This is a genomic window from Polyangium jinanense, assembly GCF_028435265.1.
Taxonomy (GTDB): domain Bacteria; phylum Myxococcota_A; class Polyangia; order Polyangiales; family Polyangiaceae; genus Polyangium; species Polyangium jinanense.
In genome coordinates this window covers 1-24527 of the sequence record NZ_JAGTJK010000014.1, presented here as the reverse complement: position 1 = coordinate 24527, position 24527 = coordinate 1, and the positions used below count along the sequence as shown (strand labels likewise).

At 68.0% G+C, this 24527-nt stretch carries 18 protein-coding genes; 10 read left to right on the top strand and 8 right to left on the bottom strand.

Features of this window, described 5'->3' with window-relative positions:
• The first annotated feature begins 190 nt into the window (after positions 1–190).
• Together KEG38_RS24480 and KEG38_RS24475 are read left to right on the top strand one after the other, a co-directional pair.
• Entirely contained in the window at positions 191–3388 is a 3198-nt protein-coding gene (locus KEG38_RS24480) for a TonB-dependent receptor (RefSeq protein WP_272422300.1), read from the top strand.
• 20 nt (positions 3389–3408) lie between these two features.
• The gene (locus KEG38_RS24475) at positions 3409–4281 is read left to right on the top strand and encodes a hypothetical protein (protein WP_272422299.1); all 873 of its coding nucleotides are present in this window, start codon (positions 3409–3411) and stop codon (positions 4279–4281) included.
• 374 nt (positions 4282–4655) lie between these two features.
• Here the strand turns inward: KEG38_RS24475 and KEG38_RS24470 are convergent, their stop codons facing one another.
• The 4 genes from KEG38_RS24470 to KEG38_RS24455 form a co-directional block, all read right to left on the bottom strand.
• A complete protein-coding gene (locus tag KEG38_RS24470) occupies positions 4656–6674 on the bottom strand; it encodes a sensor histidine kinase (protein ID WP_272422298.1) in 2019 nt (672 codons plus the stop codon).
• A gap of 105 nt (positions 6675–6779) precedes the next feature.
• A complete protein-coding gene (locus KEG38_RS24465; RefSeq protein WP_272422297.1) occupies positions 6780–8009 on the bottom strand; it encodes a GAF domain-containing sensor histidine kinase in 1230 nt (409 codons plus the stop codon).
• Between the two features lie 68 nt (positions 8010–8077).
• Positions 8078–8842: a hypothetical protein gene (locus KEG38_RS24460; RefSeq protein ID WP_272422296.1), complete on the bottom strand. Its 765-nt coding sequence runs from the start codon at positions 8840–8842 to the stop codon at positions 8078–8080.
• 312 nt (positions 8843–9154) lie between these two features.
• Positions 9155–10264: a sterol desaturase family protein gene (locus tag KEG38_RS24455; RefSeq protein ID WP_272422295.1), complete on the bottom strand. Its 1110-nt coding sequence runs from the start codon at positions 10262–10264 to the stop codon at positions 9155–9157.
• A 681-nt stretch (positions 10265–10945) separates the two neighbouring features.
• Here KEG38_RS24455 and KEG38_RS24450 point away from each other — a divergent pair.
• Both KEG38_RS24450 and KEG38_RS24445 read left to right on the top strand, forming a co-directional pair.
• Entirely contained in the window at positions 10946–12358 is a 1413-nt protein-coding gene (locus KEG38_RS24450; protein WP_272422294.1) for a sigma 54-interacting transcriptional regulator, read from the top strand.
• A 9-nt stretch (positions 12359–12367) separates the two neighbouring features.
• Positions 12368–13045 carry a hypothetical protein gene (locus KEG38_RS24445; RefSeq protein WP_272422293.1) on the top strand — a complete coding sequence of 226 codons (678 nt, stop codon included), beginning with the start codon at positions 12368–12370 and terminating at the stop codon, positions 13043–13045.
• Here KEG38_RS24445 and KEG38_RS24440 read toward each other — a convergent pair.
• Positions 13023–14384 (bottom strand): tetratricopeptide repeat protein, encoded by a 1362-nt coding sequence (locus tag KEG38_RS24440; protein ID WP_272422292.1) that lies wholly within the window; start codon positions 14382–14384, stop codon positions 13023–13025. The two genes, KEG38_RS24445 and KEG38_RS24440, sit on opposite strands and share 23 nt — an antisense overlap.
• Before the next feature lie 2 nt (positions 14385–14386).
• Positions 14387–17155: a serine/threonine-protein kinase gene (locus tag KEG38_RS24435; protein WP_272422291.1), complete on the bottom strand. Its 2769-nt coding sequence runs from the start codon at positions 17153–17155 to the stop codon at positions 14387–14389.
• Positions 17156–17308: 153 nt separating this feature from the next.
• On the opposite strand from KEG38_RS24435, the gene KEG38_RS24430 reads away from it, so the two are divergent.
• Complete coding sequence (locus KEG38_RS24430) at positions 17309–17932, top strand: hypothetical protein (protein ID WP_272422290.1); 624 nt, start codon at positions 17309–17311, stop codon at positions 17930–17932.
• Here KEG38_RS24430 and KEG38_RS24425 read toward each other — a convergent pair.
• Positions 17929–18180, bottom strand: coding sequence for a hypothetical protein (locus KEG38_RS24425; RefSeq protein ID WP_272422289.1), 252 nt, complete (start codon positions 18178–18180; stop codon positions 17929–17931). The two genes, KEG38_RS24430 and KEG38_RS24425, sit on opposite strands and share 4 nt — an antisense overlap.
• Before the next feature lie 944 nt (positions 18181–19124).
• On the opposite strand from KEG38_RS24425, the gene KEG38_RS24420 reads away from it, so the two are divergent.
• The 4 genes from KEG38_RS24420 to mtnC all read left to right on the top strand — a co-directional run bounded on the left by KEG38_RS24420 (position 19125) and on the right by mtnC (position 22535).
• Complete coding sequence (locus KEG38_RS24420) at positions 19125–19739, top strand: methylthioribulose 1-phosphate dehydratase (RefSeq protein WP_272422288.1); 615 nt, start codon at positions 19125–19127, stop codon at positions 19737–19739.
• Between the two features lie 179 nt (positions 19740–19918).
• Complete coding sequence (locus tag KEG38_RS24415; protein ID WP_272422287.1) at positions 19919–21208, top strand: porin; 1290 nt, start codon at positions 19919–19921, stop codon at positions 21206–21208.
• A gap of 50 nt (positions 21209–21258) precedes the next feature.
• Positions 21259–21843 carry a 1,2-dihydroxy-3-keto-5-methylthiopentene dioxygenase gene (locus KEG38_RS24410; protein ID WP_272422286.1) on the top strand — a complete coding sequence of 195 codons (585 nt, stop codon included), beginning with the start codon at positions 21259–21261 and terminating at the stop codon, positions 21841–21843.
• Entirely contained in the window at positions 21837–22535 is a 699-nt protein-coding gene (gene mtnC, locus KEG38_RS24405; protein WP_272422285.1) for an acireductone synthase, read from the top strand. The genes KEG38_RS24410 and mtnC overlap by 7 nt, the downstream gene beginning before the upstream one ends.
• Here mtnC and KEG38_RS24400 read toward each other — a convergent pair whose 3' ends face one another.
• Positions 22536–23471 carry an alpha/beta fold hydrolase gene (locus KEG38_RS24400; RefSeq protein ID WP_272422284.1) on the bottom strand — a complete coding sequence of 312 codons (936 nt, stop codon included), beginning with the start codon at positions 23469–23471 and terminating at the stop codon, positions 22536–22538.
• Positions 23472–23793: 322 nt separating this feature from the next.
• Here KEG38_RS24400 and KEG38_RS24395 point away from each other — a divergent pair, with 322 nt between their 5' ends.
• Positions 23794–24222 carry a hypothetical protein gene (locus KEG38_RS24395; protein ID WP_272422283.1) on the top strand — a complete coding sequence of 143 codons (429 nt, stop codon included), beginning with the start codon at positions 23794–23796 and terminating at the stop codon, positions 24220–24222.
• Positions 24223–24527 lie beyond the last annotated feature (305 nt).

The following is a 24527-nucleotide window of genomic DNA, read 5'->3' as shown; positions in this document are numbered from 1 at the left end:
GAGGTGTCACCGCGTCGTGTCAGTGTCACGCGCGCGTGACACCGGCGCTCGCGCGCCTGACGTCGTCGTCTCGACGCGCAGGCATGATAGGCTGCATCGAGCATGGTACGGGTGTTGCTCGGGGGGAGCGAGTCGACCGAATGCTCGAAGCAGAAGACTCCCTGAAGTGCACCAAAAATAGAGGATTGACATGCGCTTGATCTCCAGAGCCACACGATGCTTTCTCCTGGGAGCGACCTGCTTCGGGCTGCTCGTCGCGCCCCCCGCCTTCGCCGCTGGAAACTCGGTCTTGACCGGGACCGTCCTCGACGCGTCAACCAAAAAGCCGATCGCAAACATCGTTGTCACCGTGACCTCTCCCGCGCTGCAGGGCGAGCAGACCGTCGTGACCGACGCGGCCGGCAACTATCGCGTCCCTCAGCTCCCACCGGGCGAATACACGATCCGGCTCGACGGGGATCGGCACAAGCCCCTCGCGCGCGGCGGGATCACGCTCCGCACGAGCAGCACGCTCCGCGCAAACCTGGAGCTCATGCCGGACGAGCTGCGAGAGGAGATCGAGGTCGTCGCCAAAGCCCCGACGATCGACATCGGATCGACGACGACAGGCTTGATCGTCGATTCGGACCTTTCACATCGTCTCGCGGTGGCACCCCCGGGAGGTCGAGCGTCCGCCGTGCGATCGTTCGAGAGCCTCGCAGCGCTCGCGCCCGGCGCGCAGCCGACCCCCATCGGCTTTGCCATCAATGGCTCGTCGGCCCCCGAAAACCGATTCCAGATCGACGGCGTCTCCGTGGGCAGCGCGTCGGACGGCATCAACGATACGCCGCTTTCGCTCGAGTTCGTCCGGGAAGTCAACGTCGCCACGGGCGGATACATGCCCGAGTACGGACGAACGACCGGCGGCGTGTTCGATGTCGTCACGAAGTCGGGTGGCAACGAGTTTCATGGGTCGGTCTTCGGCAGCTTCACGCCGGGCGCATTCGAGGGACAACGAAAGCCCGTGCGCGCGGCGGGCACGGTGGTCGCCGTGGACCAGAAGCTCGGCGCAATGCGTGATTTTGGTTTCGAGCTGGGCGGACCCATCATGAAGGATCGTCTGTGGTTCTACGCGGGCTTGAACGTGGCCATGCAGGACCTCGACATCGTGCGCTCGCTCAACCGTTTGCGGTACGAGACGAACCCCGATGGATCCTTGGTGCTGGACGCGAAGGGCAACCCCATCAGCCTTCGCGATGAGTACGGATTTCAGCTCACCTCGCCCATTGAAGGAGGGACGCGTCGATACATCGCGTCCAAAGAGACGCTTCAATACATCGGCAAGCTGACCTGGCTCATCAACCCCTCGCACACGCTGACGCTCTCCGTGTTCGGTTCGCCCACGTCGTCCGGCGGTGATGGGCGCATCTCGCTCAACGGGGTCACGGGCACGACCACGACGATCAACACGAGCTTGCTGGAAGGAGAATACGCGGCCTTCGGACGGAAGGAAGAGCAGAGGATCAATACGGTTTCGCTCAAGCTCTCGTCGTCCTTCCTGAACAAGAAGCTCCTGCTCGACACGACGCTCGGATATCACCACGCCTACTCCAACCGCCTGCCGGTCGACGGGTCGGGGATCGGCAGCGGCCAGGGGCTCGATACCGTGCCCGGCATCTCGTGGACGCGGAGTAGCCCGCACACCATCGCCGATTTCGAGAATCTCCCGGCAGGGAGCGGCTGCGAGCCCAAGGGATCGACGAAGGTCATCTATTGCCCCGTGCGCGCCTACCTGACCGGCGGACCCGGGAACGTCAACGAATCCATCACGAACCGCTTTCAGGGTCGAGCCGTCCTCACGTACCTCTTGAACGCGCTCGGGCAACACGTCATCAAGGCGGGGATCGACCTCGAGGTGTCAAATAGCCTGTTCGCTCGGGCGAATACCGGAAACGTGTGGTTCTCGGAGACGTACGACGGCTCGGCCTGGCAGGTCTGGCGCATCGGAAACCTGACGAACCCGGACGACGTGTACGTGCCGAGTTTGCAGTCTCCCACGACGCACTCCACCATCGTCGGTGGGTTCGTGCAGGATAGCTTCACGTTCCTGGACCGGGTCACGGTGAATGCGGGCTTGCGGTACGACGCGCAGTTGATGTCGAGCAGCGAAGGGGTGGGCATGGTGCTGCCGAACCAGTGGTCTCCGCGCGTCGGAGCCATTTACGATCCCACCGGTCAGGGCCGGTCGAAGATCTTCGCCAGCTACGCGCGTTATTACGAAAACGTGCCCCTGGGCCTCGCCGAGGGCCTGTTCGTCCAGCGACCGTTCACCGTGTCCAATGTGTCGAAATCCGTGTGCGACCCGACCGATCCCACCAAGGTCGAGGCCTGCCTGGACCCGAAGAACCGCCTCACGATCGGGACGCCGTACTCGCCGAACCGGCAATGGGGTTTTTATTACGGTGATCGCGCGCCGGTGGATCCGGAGATCGAGGCGCAGTCGATGGACGAGATCTCGGCGGGCGGCGAGTACCAGGTCTTCGACGATGCGCGCGTGGGCCTCAACTACACGCACCGGTCGATCCATCGCGTCATCGAGAACATGAGCCGGGATGAAGGGACATCGTTTCTCGTGGGCAATCCCGGGCACGGCGCGGCCTCCGACTTCCCCGAAGCGCGACGTGATTACGATGCGTTGACGCTGTTCTTCCAGAAGTCGTTCTCCCAGGGGTGGCTCGCGCTCGCCAGCTACACGGCGTCGTTTCTCCGCGGGAACTATCCCGGGCTCGCCTCGGGCAACTATCCGTCCCCTCATACGCTTTCGGACTTCGACCTGCTCTCGCTCCTGCCGAACCGCGATGGCCCGCTCCCCGGGGATCGGCGTCATACGGCCAAGGTCTACGGCGCCAAGGAGTTCGCGCTCCCGAAGAACATTCGCATCAACATCGGAATGAGCTACACCGGCACGTCGGGCGCTCCGCTCGATGTCCTCGGCGCGCATCCCTATTACGGCCGGGGCGCCGCGTTCATCCTGCCGCGCGGTTCGGGGGGCAACTTGCCCTGGGTCCACAGCATCGATTCGAACCTCGCCATCGGCTACAAGATCAGCAAGGACAGCACGCTCTCCGTGAACGTGGACGTGTTCAATCTGTTCAATTTCCAGGCCGAGACGAGCCGCGACCAATCCTTCACGTACGGGTACGTCCGGCCCATCGAGGGCGGAACCGCGTCGGATCTGCCGGAGAAGGGCGAGTCGGCATGCGCCACGAGCGCTGGTTGCGGGTACAAACTCGTGAATTTCGAGGACGGCTCGCCCTTTGATCCCGCCAACCGAAACCCCAACTACGGCAGCCCCACATCGTACCAGAGCCCGAGGACGATCCGCATGGGCGTCCGGTTGACCTTCTGATCGCGTGAACGAGGAGACGAATGATGAATCGCCACGACTCCCTCAAGTCGATCGCCCTCGGGGCCTCTGCGCTCCTGTTCACGGCCGCATTCGGCACGTCGTGCGAGCAGCCGCCGATCCTGTGCGAGGTTGCGAGTGATGCCTATGCCGTGAAGTACTTCCCGAAAGAGGCCGGTAACGATTGCCTCATGCTGCCAGGGGAACGGGTGGGCATGTCCGTGTACAATCCGCCGAAGGGAGATGACAGAGAAATCGATGCCCTCCGGGCGACGGTCGCGATCCAGGCATCCTCGATGGGCGTTCTGGCGGACACGGCGAAGGCCACGGCGAGCGCGACGGATCCCGACCCGAACCACAAGCAATATTCGTTCGGCAATTACACGGCGCGGCCGGACGCGAACGATTTCTGCGCGGCCTCGGACCTCTCCGTCGCCGAGCAGCACATCCCGGAGACGGCCTACACGGACGCGGACGGCAATCCGGCGATCTATCCCGAGACGCGGCTCGCCTACGAATGGCGCGACGTGCGCGTGCACATGGCATTCGCGACGCCGGGCAACGCCGCGACAGGCGAGGTGACCATCACGCGGGAGAGCGAAGATCCCGTGACGGGCGCTCGCGAGACGTGCACCACGACATACATCGCGAGCGCGCTGTTCCCCGCCGTCGGTTGCGAGGCGGTGGACGCCATGGGTCAAGGGACGGGAATGCCCGACGACACGCGCTGCTGCGCCAAGGCCAATCCAGACCAGGGCAGGCCCTTCGGCTCCGGCATCCACCCCGATTTCAAGGTGAAGTGTGATCCAGCGCTGCTTCTATGCGCGCTCGACTGGAAGCCGGGGGAGTCCTTCCCGCCGCTCGGGACGAATTCATTTTGCGGTGACGGGGGCTGAGTCTCATCGAGGAGCGCCGCGCCGGGGCGCTGCCCCGGGCCCCGCGGGGGCTGTTCGCCCCTCGACCCGAACCAGGGCAAGCCCTGGACCTCAGGTGGAAAAACTGCGCGTAGCGCAGTTTTTCCAGCAGGCCGGTGGCAAGACCGCGAAGGCTCGTTTCACGCTGGTGACGTCGCCTGGTGAACCGCCAGCGCCGCGGTCTTGATGGGCAGGGTCGTCGTTGGTCTTGACCCGGCTCGTTCGATGAACTGCGCATCGCGCAGTTCATCGACCCCGGGTCCAGCGCTTGCGCTGGTCCGGGTCCAGGGGCGGACAGCCCCTGGTGGGGCCTGGGGCAACGCCCCAGCTCAGCGCCTCCCAGATGAGACCCATGCTCAGCCCACCGGGAGTCGCAGCACGAAGGTCGCTCCCTCTCCGAGCTGGCTCTCCACGTGAATCGTCCCACCATGGGACTTGACGATTCGCTGGGTGAGAAACAGCCCCAGGCCGAGCCCCCCGTACCTGCGCGACGATTCCGCCCGCTCGAAGCGCTGAAAGATGCGCGTAAGCGCGTCGGGGGCGATGCCGATGCCGTGATCCTTCACCTCGATGCGCACCTCGCCTCCCTCGCGAGAGGCGCGGATTTCGATGGGACGCCCAGCCCCGAATTTGAGCGCGTTCGTCAGGAGGTTGGCGAGCGCCTGCTCGATGCGGCCTCGGTCCCACCACGCCGTCAAGCCCGCCTCGACCTCGACCCGGAGCTCGCTCCCGACGTGGCTCGCATCCTCAGCGAAGGCGCCCGCCACCTGCTCCACCATCTCGACCACATCCACCCCGTCCCGGTGGATCTCCATCTGGCCCGTGGTGATGCGTCCCACGTCCAGCACGCGCTCGACGAGCTGACCTAGCCGCGCGAGCTGGCGCGACATCGCCCGGACTTTTTCGCGCGCGGATTCCGAGGCGCCCTCTCGGCGGAGCAGCGCGTCGAAGCTCTGCATGTGCAGGGTGAGGGACGTGAGCGGCGTGCGCAGCTCGTGGGCGGCCAGGACGATGAACTCGTTCCGCGCCTCGATGGCCTGCTCCGCCTCCGCGAAGAGGCGTGCGATCTCCAGCGCAATGCCGCACCGGCGAGCCAGATCCTCGGCCAGCGCGAGGACCGCTTTTCCAGCGAAGCGGGCTCGGTCATCACTCATGAGCACGAGCGCCCCCTGCACTTGCCCTTGGACCCGCAACGGAACGAGCACCGCCGTGCCTTCCGGGGTGCTCCAGCATTTCGATGTGGTCGGCAGCGGCGGCAGGTGACCCGTGAGACGCGCCTGCCGGGCGGCGCTCCACCCTGCCTGACCCATGAGCTCCGGCTTCTGCCCATTCTCGCGCGCAAGCCATACGGCAAAACCTGCGCACGCCCGTGGCACGACCAGACGGGCCACACGCGGAAAGGTCTCGTGGACATGGAGCGACGACGCGAGCACCGTGCCTGCCTCCACCAGCAAGTGCTGTAGCTCCTCCGTCCGCCATCGCTCCGCGACGACCGCGGCCAGCGTCAGGGCCGTCAGGCTGACGATCGCCAGGAACATCTGGAGGGCGAGCACCTTCTCGGGCAACGACGCAGCCAGGGCGCCGAAGGGACCTTTCCCCAGGGTGGTGTGCCAGAGCGCGACCATCCCCACCACGGCCGAGGTGCTCGCCGCGCCGATGGGACCCATGCGCAGCGCCCCCCACAGGACGAAGGGAAAGCTCACGTAGGCGAGCGAAGCGCGGACACCTTCGGGCGCGGGATCGCTGAAAATGGCGTGCGCGCCCAGCGCGGTCAGAGCCAGCATCCCCGAAAGCTCCGCGAGGCGGCGCCACCACTTCGGGCGAAGGCTCGCGGGCGTGCAGGTGAGCAGCAGCGGGGCAACCACGATGGTGCCGAGCCCGTCGCTCAGCCACCAGTTCATCCAGTCACCCAGGAAGGAAGAAGGCGCCCTCGAGAACGTGTAGCCGAGCGAGCCGAGGGTGGCGCTGGCAAGGGGGCTCAAAAGGCCTCCGAAGAGCAGCAACCCGGCGATCTCCCAGCGGCGGGCGAGCCGTATGTCGGTGCCCACGAAATGCCGCATGAGGCACGCGCCGACCACTGCGCGCAGGCAATTGGCCAGGCCCCACAGACTGGACACCCAGAGAGGTATGGGGAAGCCATGGACCAGGACCGAGGCGACCTCGGCGATGAAGACGGCGGAAAGCAGCGCGGGCCAACGCTGGGGTGGGCTCCGCAGCAAGGCGGCGAGGGTGAGCCCGCTCGGTAGCCAAAGCACGGAGCTCGGATGAGGCGGGAAGGCGAACTGGTTGGCGATCTTCGCCACCACGAAATACACGACCCCGAGCGTGAGGGCCTGGAACCATGTATCCCGGGTGAACGTGGTGGAGCGTCCCATCTTGCCCCTGCGCCGAAAGCCTATGCAACCGGCTCGAGAAACGCTCCCTGACACTTCAGCAGAGACGGGCCGATCGCTCCCTGACGCTCGCGCCGTGACGATTCGTCAATCGTCCGTGTAAATGGGTATGCTCAACCAGAAGCGCGCGCCTTTGCCTGGGGGTGACTCGACGGAGAGATTGCCGCCGTGGGCCACGGCGATGCGCTGCGCGAGGTAGAGGCCCATGCCGAGGCCGGTCGAGGTCTTGCCTGCATAGAAACGGTCGAAGATTCGTGGGAGGATTTCGGCGGGCACGCCTGGCCCCTCGTCTACCACTTCGACGCAGCCGATGTCGCCGTTGTCCAGATGTTTCTTGCTGATGGACATGACGACGGGGGAGCCTCGCGGCGAATGGCGGATGGCGTTGGAGACGAGGTTTTCGAGACATTGGCTCACGCGGGAGGGGTCGGCGCGGACGATGACCTCCTGGTCCAGTGCGGTGACGATGACCTCGTGCGTCGGCGTGGAGAGCGTGCGCGCGATGTCGGCGCATAACGCTGTGAGATCGACTGGCTGGAGGTCGAGACGGAAGACGCCCTGGTCGAGCCGCGCCACGTCGAGGATGTTCGAGATGAGCCGTGCCAGTCGCCCGACTGCGTTCAGGGCTGCTTCGCTGTCGCGCACGTCGGCTGCGCGTTGCTCTTGCTCGGCGCGACGCCGGAGCAGGTGCAGGCGGCCGCTGATGGGCGAAAGGAAGTTGCGTAGATCGTGGGCGAGCACCGTCATGAGCTCCTCGGCTACTGCGCGCCGCCCTTGCTCGACTGCGTTGCGCCCGATCTCCTGGACGAGCTCGGCGTGGTGGGCGATTGTGCCGACCCAGCGACCGATCGACACGACGAACCGCTCGTCGTCCTCGGTGAAGAAATCGCGCTTCAACGAGGCGACCATCAGCACGCCGCGAACTTCGCCGCCGAGCTCGATCGGGACGCCTACCTTCGATTGGATCTTCAGCGTCTCGCGGACGCCCTTCAGCTCGCCCGGATCCTCCATCAGCCGACCTGTGCGGAAGGGCGCCTTCGTCTCGAAGATTTGCACGACGCGCCCGCCGTTTGCGATTTGCAGGACGTCGAGCCCCACCTTCCGCTGCAGGCTCGAGAGCGGCTGATTGCTCGTGCCGATGGCGACGAGCGAGTTCTTCGTCGGATCGAGGAGGAACGCGTCTACTTTGTCGGCGTGCATTGCGTCGGCGACGGCGTCGCAGGCGAACGCGAGCGCCGTCGGGAGGTCGGCCGACGGGACTTCGAGCAGACGCTCGAGCGTGCGGAGCAAAAGCGCCTGATTGGGTTGCCCCGGCATACCCCGAACCTAGGGCCCTGGGGTCGCGCCTGCCAACACTGGACAGTCCCGTTCCGGGGACAAACCGGTCAGCCTGCTGGCGCGGCGGTCGTGCTCTCTTGGCTGTCGCTGCTCTTTGGCTTCAGCCGCCTCGATCCGAGTGCGGGCGCTCGTTCTTCCCAATCGTCCTCGTGGAAGTAATGGGCGACCACTTGAAGGCGCGCGTGGGCTCGAGCGAGCAAGGTGGCGAAGCGATTCCGAAGATCCACGGCCTCGGTCGGGCCCGTCGAGGGTTTGGGCGGGGCGTCCGCGGGCCGAAGGTTCGCGACGAGCCAGGAGCCGACCTCGGCGGCCTCGTCGATTTGCGCGACTGTCACGGGGTGCTTGCCGCTGATGGCCGCGGCGTGTTTGCGGAAGAGGGAGGCTAGGGACACGCAGTCCTCGGCGCGATCACGGACGCCGCGCCCGGCGGCAATGGCGTCGACCTCGGCCTGAGGGACGAGCCCATTCTCGGCGATGGCCTTGGCTGCGGACAGGAGTTTTACGCGCAGGTCACGCGCGAGGGATAGCTTTGCCAGAACCTGCGATTCGCTCGGCGCTTCTTGCGCGGCGATGAGCGCTGCGTATTTCGTGGCCAGGGCGAGCTCGGGCAGGGCGAGCAGGGAGGCGAGGTCGATCTTGGGCAAGTGCGTGGGAATCGCGGCCTGGTGGTCGTGGACGACCTTCATGCAGGTCGTGACGTTCACGAGGGCGAGATCGGGGTCGAGGCGATACGGGAGAATGTCGGCGGCGGGCAGGGCTTTCGCCGCGAGGAGATACTTGCCGTAGGCTTTCTGGAGATCGGGGTCGGCCATGAGGGGGGCTCCGGCTGGATGTAGGGATGAAGAGTGAGGGACTGTACATGGATGTTCGTTGGAGGCACAAGGGCTCGGGGGAGGGAAGGCACGAACAGAACGGGATCGGGGAGGGGGACGGTGGAGGGAGGGGGGAATGAAAGATGGTTTACAACTGGGGACGGAGGAGGGAAGGGGGAGTGAAAGATGGTTTACAGAGAGGGACGGTGGAGGGAAGGGTGAATGAAAGATGGTTTACAGAGGGGGACGGTGGAGGGAAGGGGAGATGTAAACCGGTTTTGCTTGGGGAGACTGTGAAGGGAAGGCGAAGGCTCAAACCAGGGTCATCACGACGAACGGCGTGGCGACGAGCCGCAGCGCCTCGACGTATTTCGCCCATGGGCGCCCCTCGAGGATGCCGCCGAGCCCGACGAGAGCGACGGCGACCCACGTGATGAACACGAATTGCGTCGCCAGCGGCCGGGGGTTCTGGTCGTTGGTGAAGAGGTAGCGCATCATCATCGCGATCGTGAGCCCCGTCATGGCCATCAAGTAAAGCGTCGCCTCGCGGCTGAGCTTCACGTCGTACTTGGGCCGATCGAGGCTGACCTGGGTGTCGGCCTTCGCCATGCTCTTCGGCCGCCAGCCGGGGGGCATGATCCAGACACCAAGCTCATCCAGGGAGTCCGGTGTACGCGACGCGCGTTCCATCGCACCGTCCAGCGGGGCCCACATGCAGTGGACCGGGTCGAAGGACGCGACCGGCTCGACCGTGCCGTACACCGGCTGCTCATCCTCCTCCGCGAACGTGCCGAACATGCGATCCCAGATGATCAGCATCCCCCCGAAGTTCTTGTCGAGGTAGCGGGGGTTGATGCCGTGGTGGACGCGGTGATGCGAAGGCGTGTTCAGCACCCACTCGAGCGGGCCGAGCTTGCCGACGAGCTCGGTGTGGAGGAGGAGCTGGTAGGCCGCGTTGATGGTGACTGCCGTGGCGGCCATCGCGGGGGGAAACCCGATGAACGCGAGAGGCAGGTAGAACGCACGCTCGAAGAACCCCTGCGTCGGGTGCTGACGGATCCCGAGGGTGAGGTTGTAGTCCTCACCCTGGTGGTGCAGCGCGTGCGAGGTCCAGGCGACATGCACGCGGTGCGAGAAACGATGAAACCAGTAGTAACAGAAGTCGACACCGATGAGCAGCCCGATCGACGCGATCGGCGAGGTTGCCTTGATCTCGAAGGCGGCAGAACGCTTGTAGATGAATTCGTAGGTGACCTGCAGGAAGCCAAAGAGGAGAACAGCGGGGGCGAGCTGCGCCATGCCGAGCAGCAAGTTCGACGTCGCGTCCGACACGCGAAAGACCTGCCGCCCACGCGTGCGGCCCACGTGCCATTCGAGCCCCATGGCGATGACGAAGAAGAACAACAGGAGCGCTTGAAGCACGGTGGACGAACTACCACACGCCCACTTCATCCTGTAGTAGGATGGCGCGCATCGTGGACCTGACCCGGAAGCACCCAGAGAAGCAGCCCCTCGGGCAGGCATGAAGACGTCCTCGTTCTTTTTCGATTACGTTTTTCCGGTCATCAAGGTCCTCGCCGTGGGTCTCCTGGGGAGGGAACGACGTATCGGCGTATGGGGAGCGCTGATTTTCTCCGTGATCCTCACGCCCATCGGAGGACTGCTCGTCACGCTGCTCTCCGGGCCTCGGCCGTCTTCGTCTGACGCCGAAGCGGTAGGGACCTCTCGCTAAACAACGGGAAGGCGCCGCGCTGGGGCTTTGCCCCAGGCCCCACCGGGGCTATCCGCCCCTGGACCCGGACCAGCGCAAGCGCTGGACCCGGGGTCGATGAACTGCGCGATGCGCAGTTCATCGAACAGGGCAACGTGCCCGTCGCCAGCGTGGACGCACCTCCATGGTCTTGCCACCGGGCTGTGGGAAGAACTGCGCATCGCGCAGTTCTTCCCCAAATGGTCCAGGGCTTGCCCTGGTTCGGGTCGAGGGGCGAACAGCCCCCGCGGGGTCCGGGGCAGCGCCCCGGCGCGACGCCTCTCGATGCTGACGCGCCGCTTCCTCCGGCCTTCGTTTTCTCGTAGCCTGCTTCTTCGGAGAACACGAACAGGATGGGTCAGGTGGATCGGCAGGAGCAACGAGGGACGCTCGAGCTCGTGGTGTATGCCGCGGGGGACGAGGCCGCGGCGACCGTCCTGCCGAAGATGGGCAGCGTCACCATCGGGCGTGGAGAGGGCAACGACGTGCGTATCGATGATGCGTCTGTCTCGCGCCGGCATGCTGTGCTCCACGTTGGGCCCTCGCTTCGCATCGAGGACAAGGGCAGCGCGAACGGCACGTTCGTGCGCAAGAGCGAGGACAAGGGCAGCGCCGTCGAGACCCGCCGCGTGCATCGCATGCCCGGCGAGACGTTCGCTGTCGAGCTCGGGGATTGTATCGTCCTTGGCTCCGTCATCGCCGTCGTCCGGCGCGCGCGGCACGAGGAGGGGCCGAAGGCCACGGACGAGGCGCGGCGTGGGGCCACGAGCCACGTCGTCGTCGCGGATCCTGGCATGCGCGCGCTCCATGAGGAGGCGCGCAGGGCTGCGGGATCGCCGTTCAACGTGCTTTTGCTCGGCGAGACGGGCGTCGGCAAGGAGATCCTCGCGCGGGCCATTCACGAGGCCTCGCCGCGGCGGGGCAAGCCGTTCGTGGCCGTGCACTGCGCCGCGCTCAGCGAGACCCTGCTCGAGAGCGAGCTCTTCGGGCACAAGAAGGGCTCGTTCACCGGCGCGACCGAGGACAAGAAGGGGCTTTTTGAAGCGGCTGACGGCGGCACCGTGCTCCTCGACGAGATCGGCGAGCTCTCGCCTTCGGTGCAGGTCAAGCTCCTGCGCGTGCTCGAAGATCGCGCGGTGCTCCGGATCGGCGCGGTCGCGCCGCGGCCTGTCGACGTGCGGTTCATCGCGGCCACGAACCGGGATCTCGAGGCCGAGGCCTTGCGCGGCACGTTCCGGCAGGACCTCTTCTACCGGCTGAACGGGATCACCTTCGTCGTGCCGCCGCTGCGCGAGCGGAAGACGGAGATCACCCAGCTTGCCGCGTTTTTCCTCGAGGACGCGTGGAAGAAGCTCGAGCGCAAGGGCGTGCCTTCCATCGCGAACGAGGCGCGGGAGCTGCTCGAGCGGCACGCGTTCCCGGGCAACGTGCGCGAGCTGAAGAACGCGATGGAGCGGGCCGCGGTGCTCTGCGCGGGCGACACCGTGCTCCCGGAGCACCTGCCGCCGCGGATCGCGCGGTCGTCGGGGCCGCCGTCGGGCAGGGCCGTGACGCCCGCTGCGGAGGTGCCGATGGCGACGCAGCGGATCACGGAGCTCGACGTGAGCGAGGCGCAGAAGCGGCTCGACGAGAAGCAGCGGATCCTCGACGCGCTGGAGAAATGCGCCCACAACCAGACGCGCGCGGCCGAGATGCTGGGGATCTCGCGGCGGACGCTCGTGTCCCGGCTGGAAGAGTACGATCTGCCGCGGCCGAGGAAGAGGTAAGGGGGGGCGATGGCGGAACGGGGGCGCTTCTCCCAGCGGGTGATCCTCGGGCTCCTCAGCTTGGGCGCGCTGCTCGGCGCGTATGGGGACGGCGCGGGTGGCGCTCCTGAGCCTGCGTCGCTCCGGCCGGAGACGCCCCCGGCGGGTGGGGCGGGCGGCAGCGGCGGGCTCTGCGAGGGCGAGATCCGGCGTTGCAAGAACAACCCCACGCAGCTCTGCGACTGCGGGTACATCTGCCCGGACAAGGATTGCTTGCCGGCGCCGCCGCATTGCGAAGAGGACACGGATTGTCCGAGTGGGTCGTGCAACGGCGGCAAGTGCAAGTGCAGTCGGATCCCTGGGATCGACGAGTGCAATCCGCGGCTTTCGGACGGTCATACGTATACGTGCAGCGGCGAGGGCTTCTGCGTGCAGCTCCCCGATCAATGCCAGGGGGACGGGACCGCGTGCGGCGTCGATGGGGTCTGCCGTCGTTCGCAGTGCTACGAGCGTTGCTCGTCGGATGTCGATTGCCCGGCGAGCCTCGTCTGCAAAAAGGAACGATTCTGCGGTCCCACGCTCGTGCCGGACGGCCCGCCGCAGATGTATTCGTGTGCGGCAGGGGGCGGCGAGGAGGACGGGGGAGGCGCGTGGCTGTTCGTGATCGTCGGGATGGCCGCGGCGATCAGGGCAAGAAGCCGAAGGTGAGCTGAGGGATCCAGAGCTGCATGAGGCCGTGCGCGGTCTGCAGCCCTTGCCCGGACACGTCGGCCACGGTCTCCGGCGCGCAGGCGACGCCATTGTCGCCGGCGGGCGGGCAGGACGCCTGCGCGTCGAAGGCGCGACCATTGAAGATATTTCCTTGCGCCAGGAAAAGGATGTAACCGAGGGACAAACCCACGCGGATTCCGCCGAACTTCGCCTCGATACCGACCTCCGGCATGAGGAACGTGGGCGCCGAGCGGAGGACGGTGCTCGTGCCCGTGAACATGAGCGGCGAGGCATGGCCACGATCGTCGCGGCCGACGCCGCTCACCGGATCGGAGGATTGCGCGGCGACGAGGCCGAGGGATCCGCGGAAGACGGCCTTCCACCGCGGCCCGAGGTCGAGCCGATAGCCGACCGCCGGCCCCATGAACGGGCCGCGCAGGGAGAGCCTGTGCGAGAGCGTGTACGTGACGGTCGAGATCCCGTCCGGGACCGGGACGTCCCGCGTGAGCGTGCGCTCGAACGTCGATTCGACGGAGAAGAAGCCGGTGAAGAGCTCGACGGAGACGTTGTTCGCCGTGATGTAGCCGCCGCGCGCGCCGGTGAGGAATCCGCTCGCGAAGGGGCAATGGTCCGTGCAGACGCTCTGGGCGTCGCGCTCGGCATTGCTATCCATGGAGCCGCCAAGCGTGGGGCCGCCGAAGGCCTGCGCGAACCAGCCCTGCGAGCGCGCAGGGGGCGGGGGCGGTTGCCCCGCGCCGACCACGATGCGCAGCGATTCGCCGGCCGGGAGGTCGTGATCGAGCAGCACGGCCCTTCGGTTGACGCGCACGGTGTGGCGGCCGGCGGGCAGGTACAGTGGGCATTCGCGCGGCAGGGGGCCGATTTCTCGTCCGTCGACGTAGAGGGCGCCCTCGCCGTCGACGACGTGGAGCGTGGCGACGAGGCCGCGCAGGCGCCGCACGTCGTCGATGAGCGCTTTTTGCTCCTCGGGCGTGAGCTCGCTGCGGAATCGATCGAGGACCTCTTCGTAAAGCGGGATCGCCTCCGCCGCGCGGCCGAGCTTGTCCAGGCAAACAGCGGCGTTTTTCGTGTTCGATTTGCGCGGGAGGATGTCGCGGGAGGCGAGGTAGCGGGCGAGCGCGCGTTCGAGTTTGCCCTCGCCTTCGAGCGCGCGACCCTCCTGGAAGAGCTTCTGCGCATGGGCCTTGTCCGCGGGCGAGAGTGTGCGCGGCGGCGGGTAGGGGCCGCAGGCCGACGCGGGGCGCGGGGCGAGGAGCGCGGCGGCGCCGAGGAGCATCGCGAGGCCGATTCCGAGGGCGTTTCGGGAGGCGCGCATCACTAGAATTCGTCGTCCGGTTTCGTGACGGGGCCTTTCGCGTCCGCCTTCGAGGTCGCGGGGACCGGGGCGCCGGTCGGGGTCGACGCGGTCGCGTCCGGCGCGGACGTGCTCGCCGGCGTCGGGGTCGACGTCGTGGCCGCCGGCGTGGGCGAGGCCGGCTTCGGGATCGGGCTTCCGCCCTGCGCCACGTTCGCGAGGACGGGCTGGGACGCGGGGTTCGTGGACGGGGACGTGGCGGCCTGCGGGTCGGGCTGCGTGGGCCCGGAGAGCGTCTTCTGGATGCGCTCTTCGAGGTCCTTGTTCAGCGCCGCCGTCGCGCGGACCTCTTCCAGGAGTTTTGCCTTTTCCTTGTCGTTCCGCTCGGCCTCGGCGCGCTCCATCTGCTCGCGCTCGAGTTTTTCCTGAGCAGCCCGCTCCTCCGCGCGCACCGCCCGCACGTACCCGAGCCCGCCGACGACGATCGACGCCGCGACGATCGCCCCCGCGGTCGCCGCGAGCACCCTGCCGCGCCGCGAGACGCGCACGCTCGCCTGGATGAACCGCTCGGCCGCCGCCGACAACCGGACCGTGTTCGTCCGCTGGAGCTCCTTCGCGAACTCGAGCCTTCGCCCTCGCCAGAGCGTGGCGCTCTCCGCGTCGCGGGCGAACCGCGCGGCGTCATGCTCGATCTCCTCGGCGAGCATCCGATCGCCCTTCGCCTCGGCGATCCACGACGCGAGCCGCCCCCAGCGCGAGAGGAGCGCCTCGTGCGCGAGCGTGACCGAGGCCCCGGGCCCCTCGGCCGGCACGACGAGCCGCGCCTCGCCGAGCGCTTCGATCACGCGGCGCGCCCGCGTCCCCGCGATCGCCGCGAGCTCGTCCACGCTCATCACACGCCGCGTTCCCTCGGCCGTCGTGAGCGCGAGCAAGACGGCGCGCGCCGCCTCGATCGAGCCCTCCTCGGCCTGCTCCATCGACGCGAGCACCGCCTCGGCATGCCGCTCGAGCGCGCCCTCGACGCCGCCCACGGCCGTGAGCGCCGAGCGCAAGAGCAGCTTCTTTCCCTTGTCGCGCGCGTTCCAGAGCTCGGTCAGCGCGAACTCGACGAGCGGCATCGCGCCCGCCGTCGCGTCGATCCCCGCGAAGAGCTCCTCCGCGAGCGCGGCGTCCTCGAGCGCGTAGCCGTACGACGCGAGCGCGCGCTCGACGCTGTCGCGCCAGTACGTCGGCGAGAGCGGCTCCACGCGGCAAAGGCCTCGGGCCATCGTGTTGCCGAGATCCCCCATCGCGAGGAGCAGATGCAAGAGATCACTCCGCGCCGCGACGATCGCGCGCACGCCGGGCAAGGGCTGCGTGCCGATGCGCACGAGCAGGGCCGCCGCTTCTTCGCGGCTCTCGCCCGAGGAGGTGGTGACGAGTTCTTCGAGTTGATCGACGAAGAGGACGATGCCCCGCTCCTCCTCGCTCGCGCGCCGAGCCATGGCCTCGCAGAGCGGGCCCGGCGCGAGCGTGGCGGCGTTCGGGAGGAACGGCGCGAGCGCGGCGGCGATCGCGGCGCGCGGATCACGGCCAGGCTCGGCGATGGCCGTGTCCCACACCTCGGGCCAACCCACGATCCCGCCCTCGGCGAGCGCCGGCAAGATGCCCGCGCGCGCGAGGCTGGATTTCCCACTGCCCGAGGGGCCGACCAGCGCGACGAGCCCGCGGCCGCGGCAGAGCTCGATCGCCGCCGCGACCTCGGGCGTGCGGCCGAAGAAGACGTCGCGATCGCGCGCTTCGAAGCGGCGAAGGCCCCGGAACGGGCCTTCGTCCTCGTCGGGCAGGACGCGCGCGCGGCCCGCGAGATCGCGACGGATCTGCTCGAAGTGGTGCGCGACCCACGAGGCCCGCGGAGGCCTGTCTTCGGGGCGCGGCGAGAGCAGGTGATCAATGAGCGCGGCGAGCGCGCGGGGGACGCCCTCGATGCGCGCGGCGAGCGGCAGAGGTCGCGTGTACCCCGTGAGCACGCCGGGATCGAGCGCGCCTTCGTCGCCGATGCGCTCGGCGGGCAGCGCGCCCGAGAGGCAACGATGCAGCGTGACGCCGAGCGCGTAGAGATCACTCGCGGCCGAGGGCGGCGCGCCCGCGCCGAAGACCGCGGGATCGATGTAGCCGTACGTGCCCGTGATGCGGCCCGAGATCCGCGCGGTCGCGGCGAGCGCGCGTGGCGTCATGCCACTGTCCGGCCCGGCCGGGATCACGTCCTCGACGGCGGCCGGGGTCGAGGACGCCGACGCGATGCCGAAATCGATGAGCTTGTACGCGCCGCCGGCCTCCTCGACGATGTTGCTCGGCTTGACGTCGCGGTGCACGAGGCCTGCACCGTGCACCGCGGCGAGCGCGGAGGCGATGGCCACGCCGACGCGCAGCGTCTCGTCGACGGAGAGCTTTCCTTCGGCCTCGATCCGGTCTTCCAGCGATCGCCCGGCGACATGCTCCATCGCGAGGCCCATGACCCCGGCCGCTTCGTCGACGGCGAGCGCGTAGAAGCGCACCACGTTCGGGTGCTCGACGCGGCAGAGCGCGCGCGCCTCTTCGAGGATGCGGCTCCGATCGTTCGCGTTCACGTCGAGCGAGAACAGCTTGACGGCCGCCGTGCGCAGCTCGGCCTTGCCGTAGGTCTCGCGCGCGAGCCAGACCGGCGCGTATCCGCCCGCGCCGAGCTGCTCGACGAGGACGAAGGGGCCGATGCGCCTCTGCTCCGGGGGGCGCGTGATCAGGCTCGAAAGGGCCGGGTCGAGGGTCTCCAAGGGTCTTCGTGACGAGCGCCGCGGGGTGCATCCACGGAGCGCGCCGGCCCCGAGGATGCCCGACCCGCGTCGAGGCGTAAAGGGAAGGGCCGTGAGCGAGCCAGCACGAAGCCTTTCCTTGCATGCTCGGGGCGGGTTAGCATCACGTCGCCGATGTCCTCGAAGCACCACTCTGCGATCCTCGTTCGCCTCCTCGTGCCCTTCGCGGGGGCGCTCTCGTTCGCGTGTGTCGGGTGTGTGGAGAACACCGCGGGCGACATGGCGCTCGCCGAGGTGCAGAAGCTCAAGGCCGAGACGCGCGCGACCGAGGCGCGGCTCGCGGCGCTCGAGGGGCGGCAGATGTACGTCGGGCAGCAGCTCTCCTACCTCGCGGGCGTCATCGGCGAGGTCGGGCGCGAGGCCGCGGCGAAGGCGGAGTTGGTCTCGCGCAGGCAGGACGAGGTCGCGCAGAACCTCGAGCGGCTCGAGCGGGCGGGGATCGAGCGCGAGCGCGCGCGCGCGGCAGCCGAGTCGCCGCAGACGATCGTGGCGCGGGCGCAGGCGATGATCGACGCGGGTCAGATCAAGGCGACGGTGAAGAACGGGCGGACGAAGCTCGAAGCGGTGGAGGGGGCCGCTCCGGCTTCTCCGTCGATTCCGCCGCCTTCGCCCCCTGTGGCTCCGACCCGGAGCTTGGAGCTTGAAGACCCGTGGGCCGGGCAGCGCAAGCCGACCGCGCCGGCATCGCCGCCCGTGAAGCCCACGGGCCGGCGGATGTCGGACGACCTAGGTTTCTAGGCGCTTCCGCCGGACGACGTCCACATCGTCGGCGCGGCTTCGGGCGCCTCGGTGAGGCCGCGCAGCACGCGCAGCGCGTGGGAGAGCGTGCCCCAGAGCGCCTCGTAGGCCGCGGGTTCGAGCCGGATCGAGGTCGCGCCGAGGTGGATCGAGATCACGTTGCACTGCGGGCAGTGGTCGACGCGGGCGACGGGACCGCGCGAGAGCGTCACGGGGGCGCAAGGAGAGGCCTTCGCGGGACAAGACATGGTCGTGCTCCTGGGGTCTGGGCTCGGGTGTCGGTGCTCGTTGAAAATGAAAGTGATGTTCAATATCGATACAGGGCCAAGGTCGACCTGTCAAGCGATCTCGTGCGGACGCTTGCTGATTCAGTCCTCGTCGTCGGGAGGCGCTGCTCGGCGGGCTGAGCATGGGTCTCATCTGGGAGCCGCTTCGCTGGGGCGTTGCCCCAGGCCCCACCGGGGCTATCCGCCCCTGGACCCGGGGCCTGCGCAAGCGCTGGACCCGGGGTCGATGAACTGCGCGATGCGCAGTTCATCGAACAGGCCAGGTCAAGACCAACGACGACCCTGCCCATCAAGACTGCGGCGCTGACGATTCAACGGCAACGTGCCCGTCGCCGGCGTGGAACGCACCTCCATGGTCTTGCCAGCGGCCTGTTGGAAGAACTGCGCTTCGCGCAGTTCTTCCACGAACGGTCCAGGGCTTGCCCTGGTTCGGGTCGAGGGGCGAACAGCCCCCGCGGGGCCCGGGGCAGCGCCCCGGCGCGACGCCTCGCGATGAGACCAATGCTCAGGCTCGGCGGGGGAGGGGGGAGGAGCGACGCCGGGGCCGGGGCGCTCGCCGCAGCGGAAGTGCTCGTATTCGATGCCTCGTGTCGCCGATCCACCCGTACAACAGGCCCCGCACGAGGTGGACCGGCTCGTCCATCGTCGGCGAATCGAGGTGGACACCGGCGAGGGAGATCCCGAGGAACAACGCGGCGAGCCACGGAATGCGACGCTTTGGGAGGGCTTCGAGCGTGGAAATCGGCAAGAGCGGCCGAGCGACCGGGGGCCGCCCCATTCCTGTGGAAATCTCTGCGTGGACGCAGCGAGGCCAGCAAAGTCGACCGGGATTGACAAGCGAGGAGCTCCCCGGCGCCGGGCATGCCAGGGCTTGCTCGCGTTGCCCCGGCCGGGTAGGGTCGAGCGTGCAGGAACATCGCCTCCCCGAGTCCGCTGCGGCCACCTTGCTCTCGCTCGCGAGTCGTTGCCATGCGCGAGGCTGGGCCCTGGCGACGAGCGGTAATTTTTCGGTCCGCCTCGACGCGCATCGCTTCGTCATCACGAAGAGTGGCCTCGACAAGGGCGCGCTTCGGGCCGAGGACCTGCTCGTCGTCGACCTCGAAGGAAACGCCCTCACCGAGGGCCGTCCCTCGGCCGAAACGCCGCTCCACGCGCAGATTTACCGGCGCCGCGCGCGCGTGACGGCCGTCGCGCACACGCACTCTGTCGCTGCCACCGTCCTGTCACGCGCGCTCGTCGCGGAGGGGTACGTCGTCCTCTCCGGCTTCGAGATGCTCAAGGCCCTCGTCGGCGTGAACACGCACGAGACCTCGATCCGCCTGCCCATTTTCCCGAACGATCAGGACGTCCCGCGCCTCGCCGCGCAGGTCGACGCGGAGCTCGGCGGCGACGACTGCGTCTACGGCTACCTCCTCGCGGGGCATGGACTCTACACGTGGGGCGATACGCCGACCGAGGCGGCGCGGCACGTGGAGGCGATCGAGTTCCTCCTCGAGTGCGTCCTGCACGGCAAGCGGTGAGCGCGCCTCGCCGTTCTCCCGGCGCGCCGTCTCTTTCCGTCATGGAATCTTCGCAGTTCTGTAATGGAAGCAAACGAAACGGTAACATCGTCGCGACCGAGTCGTAACGAGTTCGTCACGCGAGTCGCCTAGCGTGGAGCGCACACGAGAAAGGCCGGGACGCCCCCGGAATCCTTCCCATGTCGCTCGCACGTCTGGCCGCGCGTTCGGTCTTCGGCGCGGTTTTTTGTCTTCCTCTGCTCCCGCGTGTCGCCGCGGCGGATGTCCCCGCCGCGCCCCGATCGGAGATCGCGCTGGCCACGATCCCGCCCGCGGAGCCCGCCGCGGTCAAACCCGCGCCGAAGCCCGCGGCCAAGTCCGAAAAGCCGAAGCCCGGCGAGAGCGCGGGCAAGGCTTCGCAGCACTGGTACGACAAGATCAAGATCCGCGGCTACTCGCAGGTCCGGTACAACCAGCTCGGCGTGACGAACGAGCGGCTCGTCAACACCCAGGGCGACCGCTCGATCGGCAAGGACGGCGGCTTCTTGATCCGCCGCGCCCGCCTGATCCTGCAGGGCGACGTGCACGAGCGCGTCTTCGTGTACATCCAGCCCGATTTCGCGAGCGTCGTCTCCGACCAGTACCACGTCCCCACGCTGCGCGACTGGTACGCGGACATCGCCCTCGACAAGAAAAAAGAATTCCGCTTCCGCGTCGGGCAGTCGAAGGTGCCGTACGGCTTCGAGAACATGCAGTCGAGCCAGAACCGCGCGCCGTTCGATCGCTCGGACGCATTGAACAGCGCGGTCAAGGACGAGCGGGATCTCGGCCTCTTCTTCTACTGGGCGCCCGAGCGCATTCGCAAGCGGTTCAAGTCGCTCGTCGACGACGGGCTCAAGGGCTCGGGTGATTACGGCGTCGTCGCGCTCGGCGTCTACAATGGCCAGACCGCGAACCAGAAGGAGCGGAACGACACGCCGCACGTCGTCGGTCGTGTCACCTGGCCGTTTCAGATCGGCAAGCAGATCGTGGAGATCGGCGCCGGTGGCTATGCCGGCAAGTTCGTCGTGAAGACCTCGGACGACGTCACGGCGCCCGACGAGATCCGCGACATCCGCGCCCACGCCTCGTTCGTCCTGTATCCGCAGCCGATCGGCCTGCAGGCTGAATACAACATCGGCCGCGGGCCGGAGCTCGTGGGCGATCGCGTCGTCGAGCGGCCGCTCCACGGCGGGTACGTCATGGCCATAGCCAAGATCGGAAGCTTCCTGCCCTACGTGCGCGGCGTGCTCTACGACGGCGGACGCAAGTTCGAGACGAACGCGCCCCATTACAAGGTCCGCGAGCTGGAAATGGGCCTCGAGTGGCAGCCCATCCCGGCCGTCGAGGCCACGGCCGCCTACACGATCGCCGAGCGCACCTACCCCGAGCCGCCTTACCCGCAGGAGAGCGGGCGTCTCGTTCGCTTGCAGATTCAGGTGAATTACTGAGCGCGTGAACGGGCTTGCAGCGAGGATCGGTTTGGGTCGATCCTCCAGGGGTGAGCTCGATCCACGTTTTTCGGGAAAACGCTCCCGGAGCGCTCGTCCGCGCCTCGCAGGACCACGCCGAGATCGCGGCGATCCTGCGCGACGTGGGCGTCCGCTTCGAGGCCTGGGAGGCTTCCTTTTCGTTCACGCCCTCCGCCACCGCGGAGGAGATCCTCGCGGCCTACCGCGAGCCCATCGAAACACTCTGCCGCGAGGGCGGTTATCCTTCGGTCGACGTCGCCCGCCTCTCGCCGGCGCCGAACGATCCGAGCTCGGCCGAGAAGGCTCGGGCAGCGCGCGGAAAGTTCCTCGAGGAGCACACGCACGACGAGGACGAGGTCCGCTTCTTCGTGCACGGCGCCGGCGTGTTTTACCTGCGCCTCGCCGGGCAGGTGCTCGCGGTGCGTTGCGAGCGGGGCGATCTGATCTCGGTCCCCGCCGGCACGCGGCACTGGTTCGACATGGGCACGCAGCCCGACTTCTGCGCGATTCGTTTCTTCGGCACGCCCGCGGGCTGGATCGGAAACTTCACGGGCGACGAGATCGCGCGGCGTTTCCCCGACGCCGACACCCTCGAGCGAGGCGCGCCGTGGTGAGGCGCATCGTCACGGACATCGAGGGCACCACCACGTCGATCGCCTTCGTGACGGACACGCTCTTCGTTCACGCGCGAAGGGCGCTCCCGGCGTTCGTCCGGACGCACCTCGGCGAGGCGCGCGTCACCTCGGCGCTCGATGCGGCGCGGGCGGAGGCGGGGCAACCGGACCTGTCCGACGAAGCCGTGGTCGCGCTCTGGCTCCGGTGGATCGACGAGGATCGCAAGGCGACGTCGCTCAAGGCGATCCAGGGCATGATCTGGGAGGAAGGTTATCACGCGGGGGCGTATCGATCGCACGTGTACCCGGACGTCCCCGGCGCGCTCGCGCGGTGGAAGGCGCGCGGGATCGGGCTTTCGGTGTTCTCGTCCGGGTCGGTCCTCGCGCAGAGGCTCCTCTTCGGGCACACGATCGAGGGGGATCTTTCAGGCCTCTTCGACGGCTGGTTCGACACGACGACCGGCAAGAAGGCCGATCCCGCGTCCTACGCGCGCATCGCGGCCGCGCTCGACGCCCCACCACACGAGGTGCTCTTCCTGTCGGACGTGAAGGCCGAGCTCGACGCCGCGCGCGCCGCCGGCCTGCTCCGCGTCGGGCTCGCGCGGGACGGCGCTTCGCCTTTCGCGGATCACCCGACCGCGCGGTCCTTCGACGACATCGTGATCGAGGGGGACGCGGTGCTCGTGCGCTGACTACCGGGCGAGCTTGCGGGCGAGCCACTCCGCAGCGTCGCGGGTCACCTCGTCCCGATTCGTCTCGTTGAACAGCTCGTGACGCGCGCCCGGGTAGACGCGGTACGTCACATCGGAAAGACCCGCCTTCGCGTACGCGTCGAGCAGCCCGCGCAGGTTCTTCGTCCGCTCGTGGACCGGATCCTCCGAGCCCGCGACCACGAACACCGGCAGGTCCTTCCGGATCCGCGCGAGAGCGTCCGGGTGCGCGAGCGAGGGCATCGCGCCGAGGAGCTGCACCCATAACGTCGTGGTCGCCGGGAAGCCGCACAGCGTGTCGGCGACGTACTTGTCGACCTCGGCCGCGTCGCGCGACAGCCAGTCGTAGGGCGTGCGGTTCGGGCTGAAGGTGCGGTTCCACGCGTCGAACGACATCCCCTGGATCACCGCGCTCTTGCCGCGCTCGCCGAGCCGCGCGCGCTCGGCCTTCGCCACGAGCACGCCCGCGCGCGCCATCATGCTCGGCGGTCCGTTGGTCCCCGAAAGGATCACGGCGGCGAGCTTCTTGCCCTCCTCGGGCAGGACGCCCTGCGCGATGAGCGAGCCCATCGAATGGCCAAGCAGCGCCTGCGGAAGGCCCGCGTAGGCGGTGCGGGCGCGCGCGAGGAGGCCTCGCAGGTCCGCAACGACGCGGCCGAAGCCGTCGCCCGGGCCGAAGTAGCCGAGCTCGTCGCCGGACTTGGCGGTGCGCCCGTGGCCGCGGTGGTCGTGGGCCTCGACGACGAGGCCGCGCGTGGTGAAGGCCTCGGCGAGGCGCGTGTAGCGGGCGCCGTGCTCGCTCATGCCGTGCGACACGTGGACGACGCCCAGGGCTCGCATGCCCTCGTCGGGGGAGAAGACGTGCACGAAGATCGGCTTGCCGTCATCGGCGATCCATTCGAACGAGGAGGTACGCATCGGGCGGCGGCCGTTCTACACATGGTCCCGGGCGGATGGGAAGAACGAGTGTGTCCCGGGCGAGAAGGTCCCGTCCGTGAAAGAACACTTGCGGTGGTCAAAAATTCCCGCTAGAGGCTCGCCCGCCCGATCTTCCGAGCTCGTCCCCGTGTGGCGCTTTCGCCCCGACCCCGGGGGCTCGGATCGTGCAGAGGAGCAGGTAGACCCCGCGATGCGATCCAAATCAGCCGATCCGACCGATGGTCAACGTAAGCCCCGCCGCGGTCGTGAGAAGTGGGTACGGCGGTGGGGCCGGATCGAGCGGGACGACCTCGAGGCACTCGTGGCAGAGCTCGAAGGGGGCGGCGAAGAGGACGAGATGGCAGCCGCCTCGGCGGCATGGCTCGACGCCATCTCGAAGGTATCGGGGGCAATTCTCTGTGGCGCGACGCTCGTCACGGAGACATATCTCGTGGGGCCTTTGCCGACCGGCGAGGAACTCGCAAAGTTCGGATGCAAGAGCGTTCGTGACGGCCGGATGATCGAGGTGTTCCAGGCGTTCGACGAGGGCGGGCTCGATGACCGAGGCCCCTACGCCGTGACGCACCGGGAGCGCGATTGGTCAGCATTCGGCGCGGCGCGCGCCTTCGTGGACTCGGTCGGGCCGAAGAACGCAGTGCGCGCGCTCGAAGCGTGGCACGAAGCGAAGACCGGGCAGCGCAATGCAGCGCGCCCCCGCCCGCCGGTCGTCATCGAGGTTGTCCGGGCGTAACCCGTAGCGTAGCGCCGGGGTTTCACCCCGGACCCCGACCAGGGGTTATCCACCCCTGGACCCGGACCAGCGCAAGCGCTGGACCCGGGGTCGATGAACTGCGCGATGCGCAGTTCATCGAACAGGCCGAGTCAAGACCGGCGACGATCCCGCCAGTCAAAACCGCAGCGCTGGTGTGTCTACTCGTCTCGGCTGGCAACGCCGCTCGTGGTCTTGCCCCGGGCCCGTCGGATAAACCGCGCATCGCGCGGTTTATCCGCCCTCGGTCCAGGCCGGGCCTGGTCCGGGGTGCCGGGGGCGGACAG

Coding starts and splice junctions, on each gene's coding strand:
- KEG38_RS24480 (WP_272422300.1), top strand. CDS start 191: ATGCGCTTGATCTCCAGAGCCACACGATGCTTTCTCCTGGGAGCGACC.
- KEG38_RS24475 (WP_272422299.1), top strand. CDS start 3,409: ATGATGAATCGCCACGACTCCCTCAAGTCGATCGCCCTCGGGGCCTCT.
- KEG38_RS24470 (WP_272422298.1), bottom strand. CDS start 6,674: ATGGGACGCTCCACCACGTTCACCCGGGATACATGGTTCCAGGCCCTC.
- KEG38_RS24465 (WP_272422297.1), bottom strand. CDS start 8,009: ATGCCGGGGCAACCCAATCAGGCGCTTTTGCTCCGCACGCTCGAGCGT.
- KEG38_RS24460 (WP_272422296.1), bottom strand. CDS start 8,842: ATGGCCGACCCCGATCTCCAGAAAGCCTACGGCAAGTATCTCCTCGCG.
- KEG38_RS24450 (WP_272422294.1), top strand. CDS start 10,946: ATGGGTCAGGTGGATCGGCAGGAGCAACGAGGGACGCTCGAGCTCGTG.
- KEG38_RS24445 (WP_272422293.1), top strand. CDS start 12,368: ATGGCGGAACGGGGGCGCTTCTCCCAGCGGGTGATCCTCGGGCTCCTC.
- KEG38_RS24440 (WP_272422292.1), bottom strand. CDS start 14,384: ATGCGCGCCTCCCGAAACGCCCTCGGAATCGGCCTCGCGATGCTCCTC.
- KEG38_RS24430 (WP_272422290.1), top strand. CDS start 17,309: ATGTCCTCGAAGCACCACTCTGCGATCCTCGTTCGCCTCCTCGTGCCC.
- KEG38_RS24425 (WP_272422289.1), bottom strand. CDS start 18,180: ATGTCTTGTCCCGCGAAGGCCTCTCCTTGCGCCCCCGTGACGCTCTCG.
- KEG38_RS24415 (WP_272422287.1), top strand. CDS start 19,919: ATGTCGCTCGCACGTCTGGCCGCGCGTTCGGTCTTCGGCGCGGTTTTT.
- KEG38_RS24400 (WP_272422284.1), bottom strand. CDS start 23,471: ATGCGTACCTCCTCGTTCGAATGGATCGCCGATGACGGCAAGCCGATC.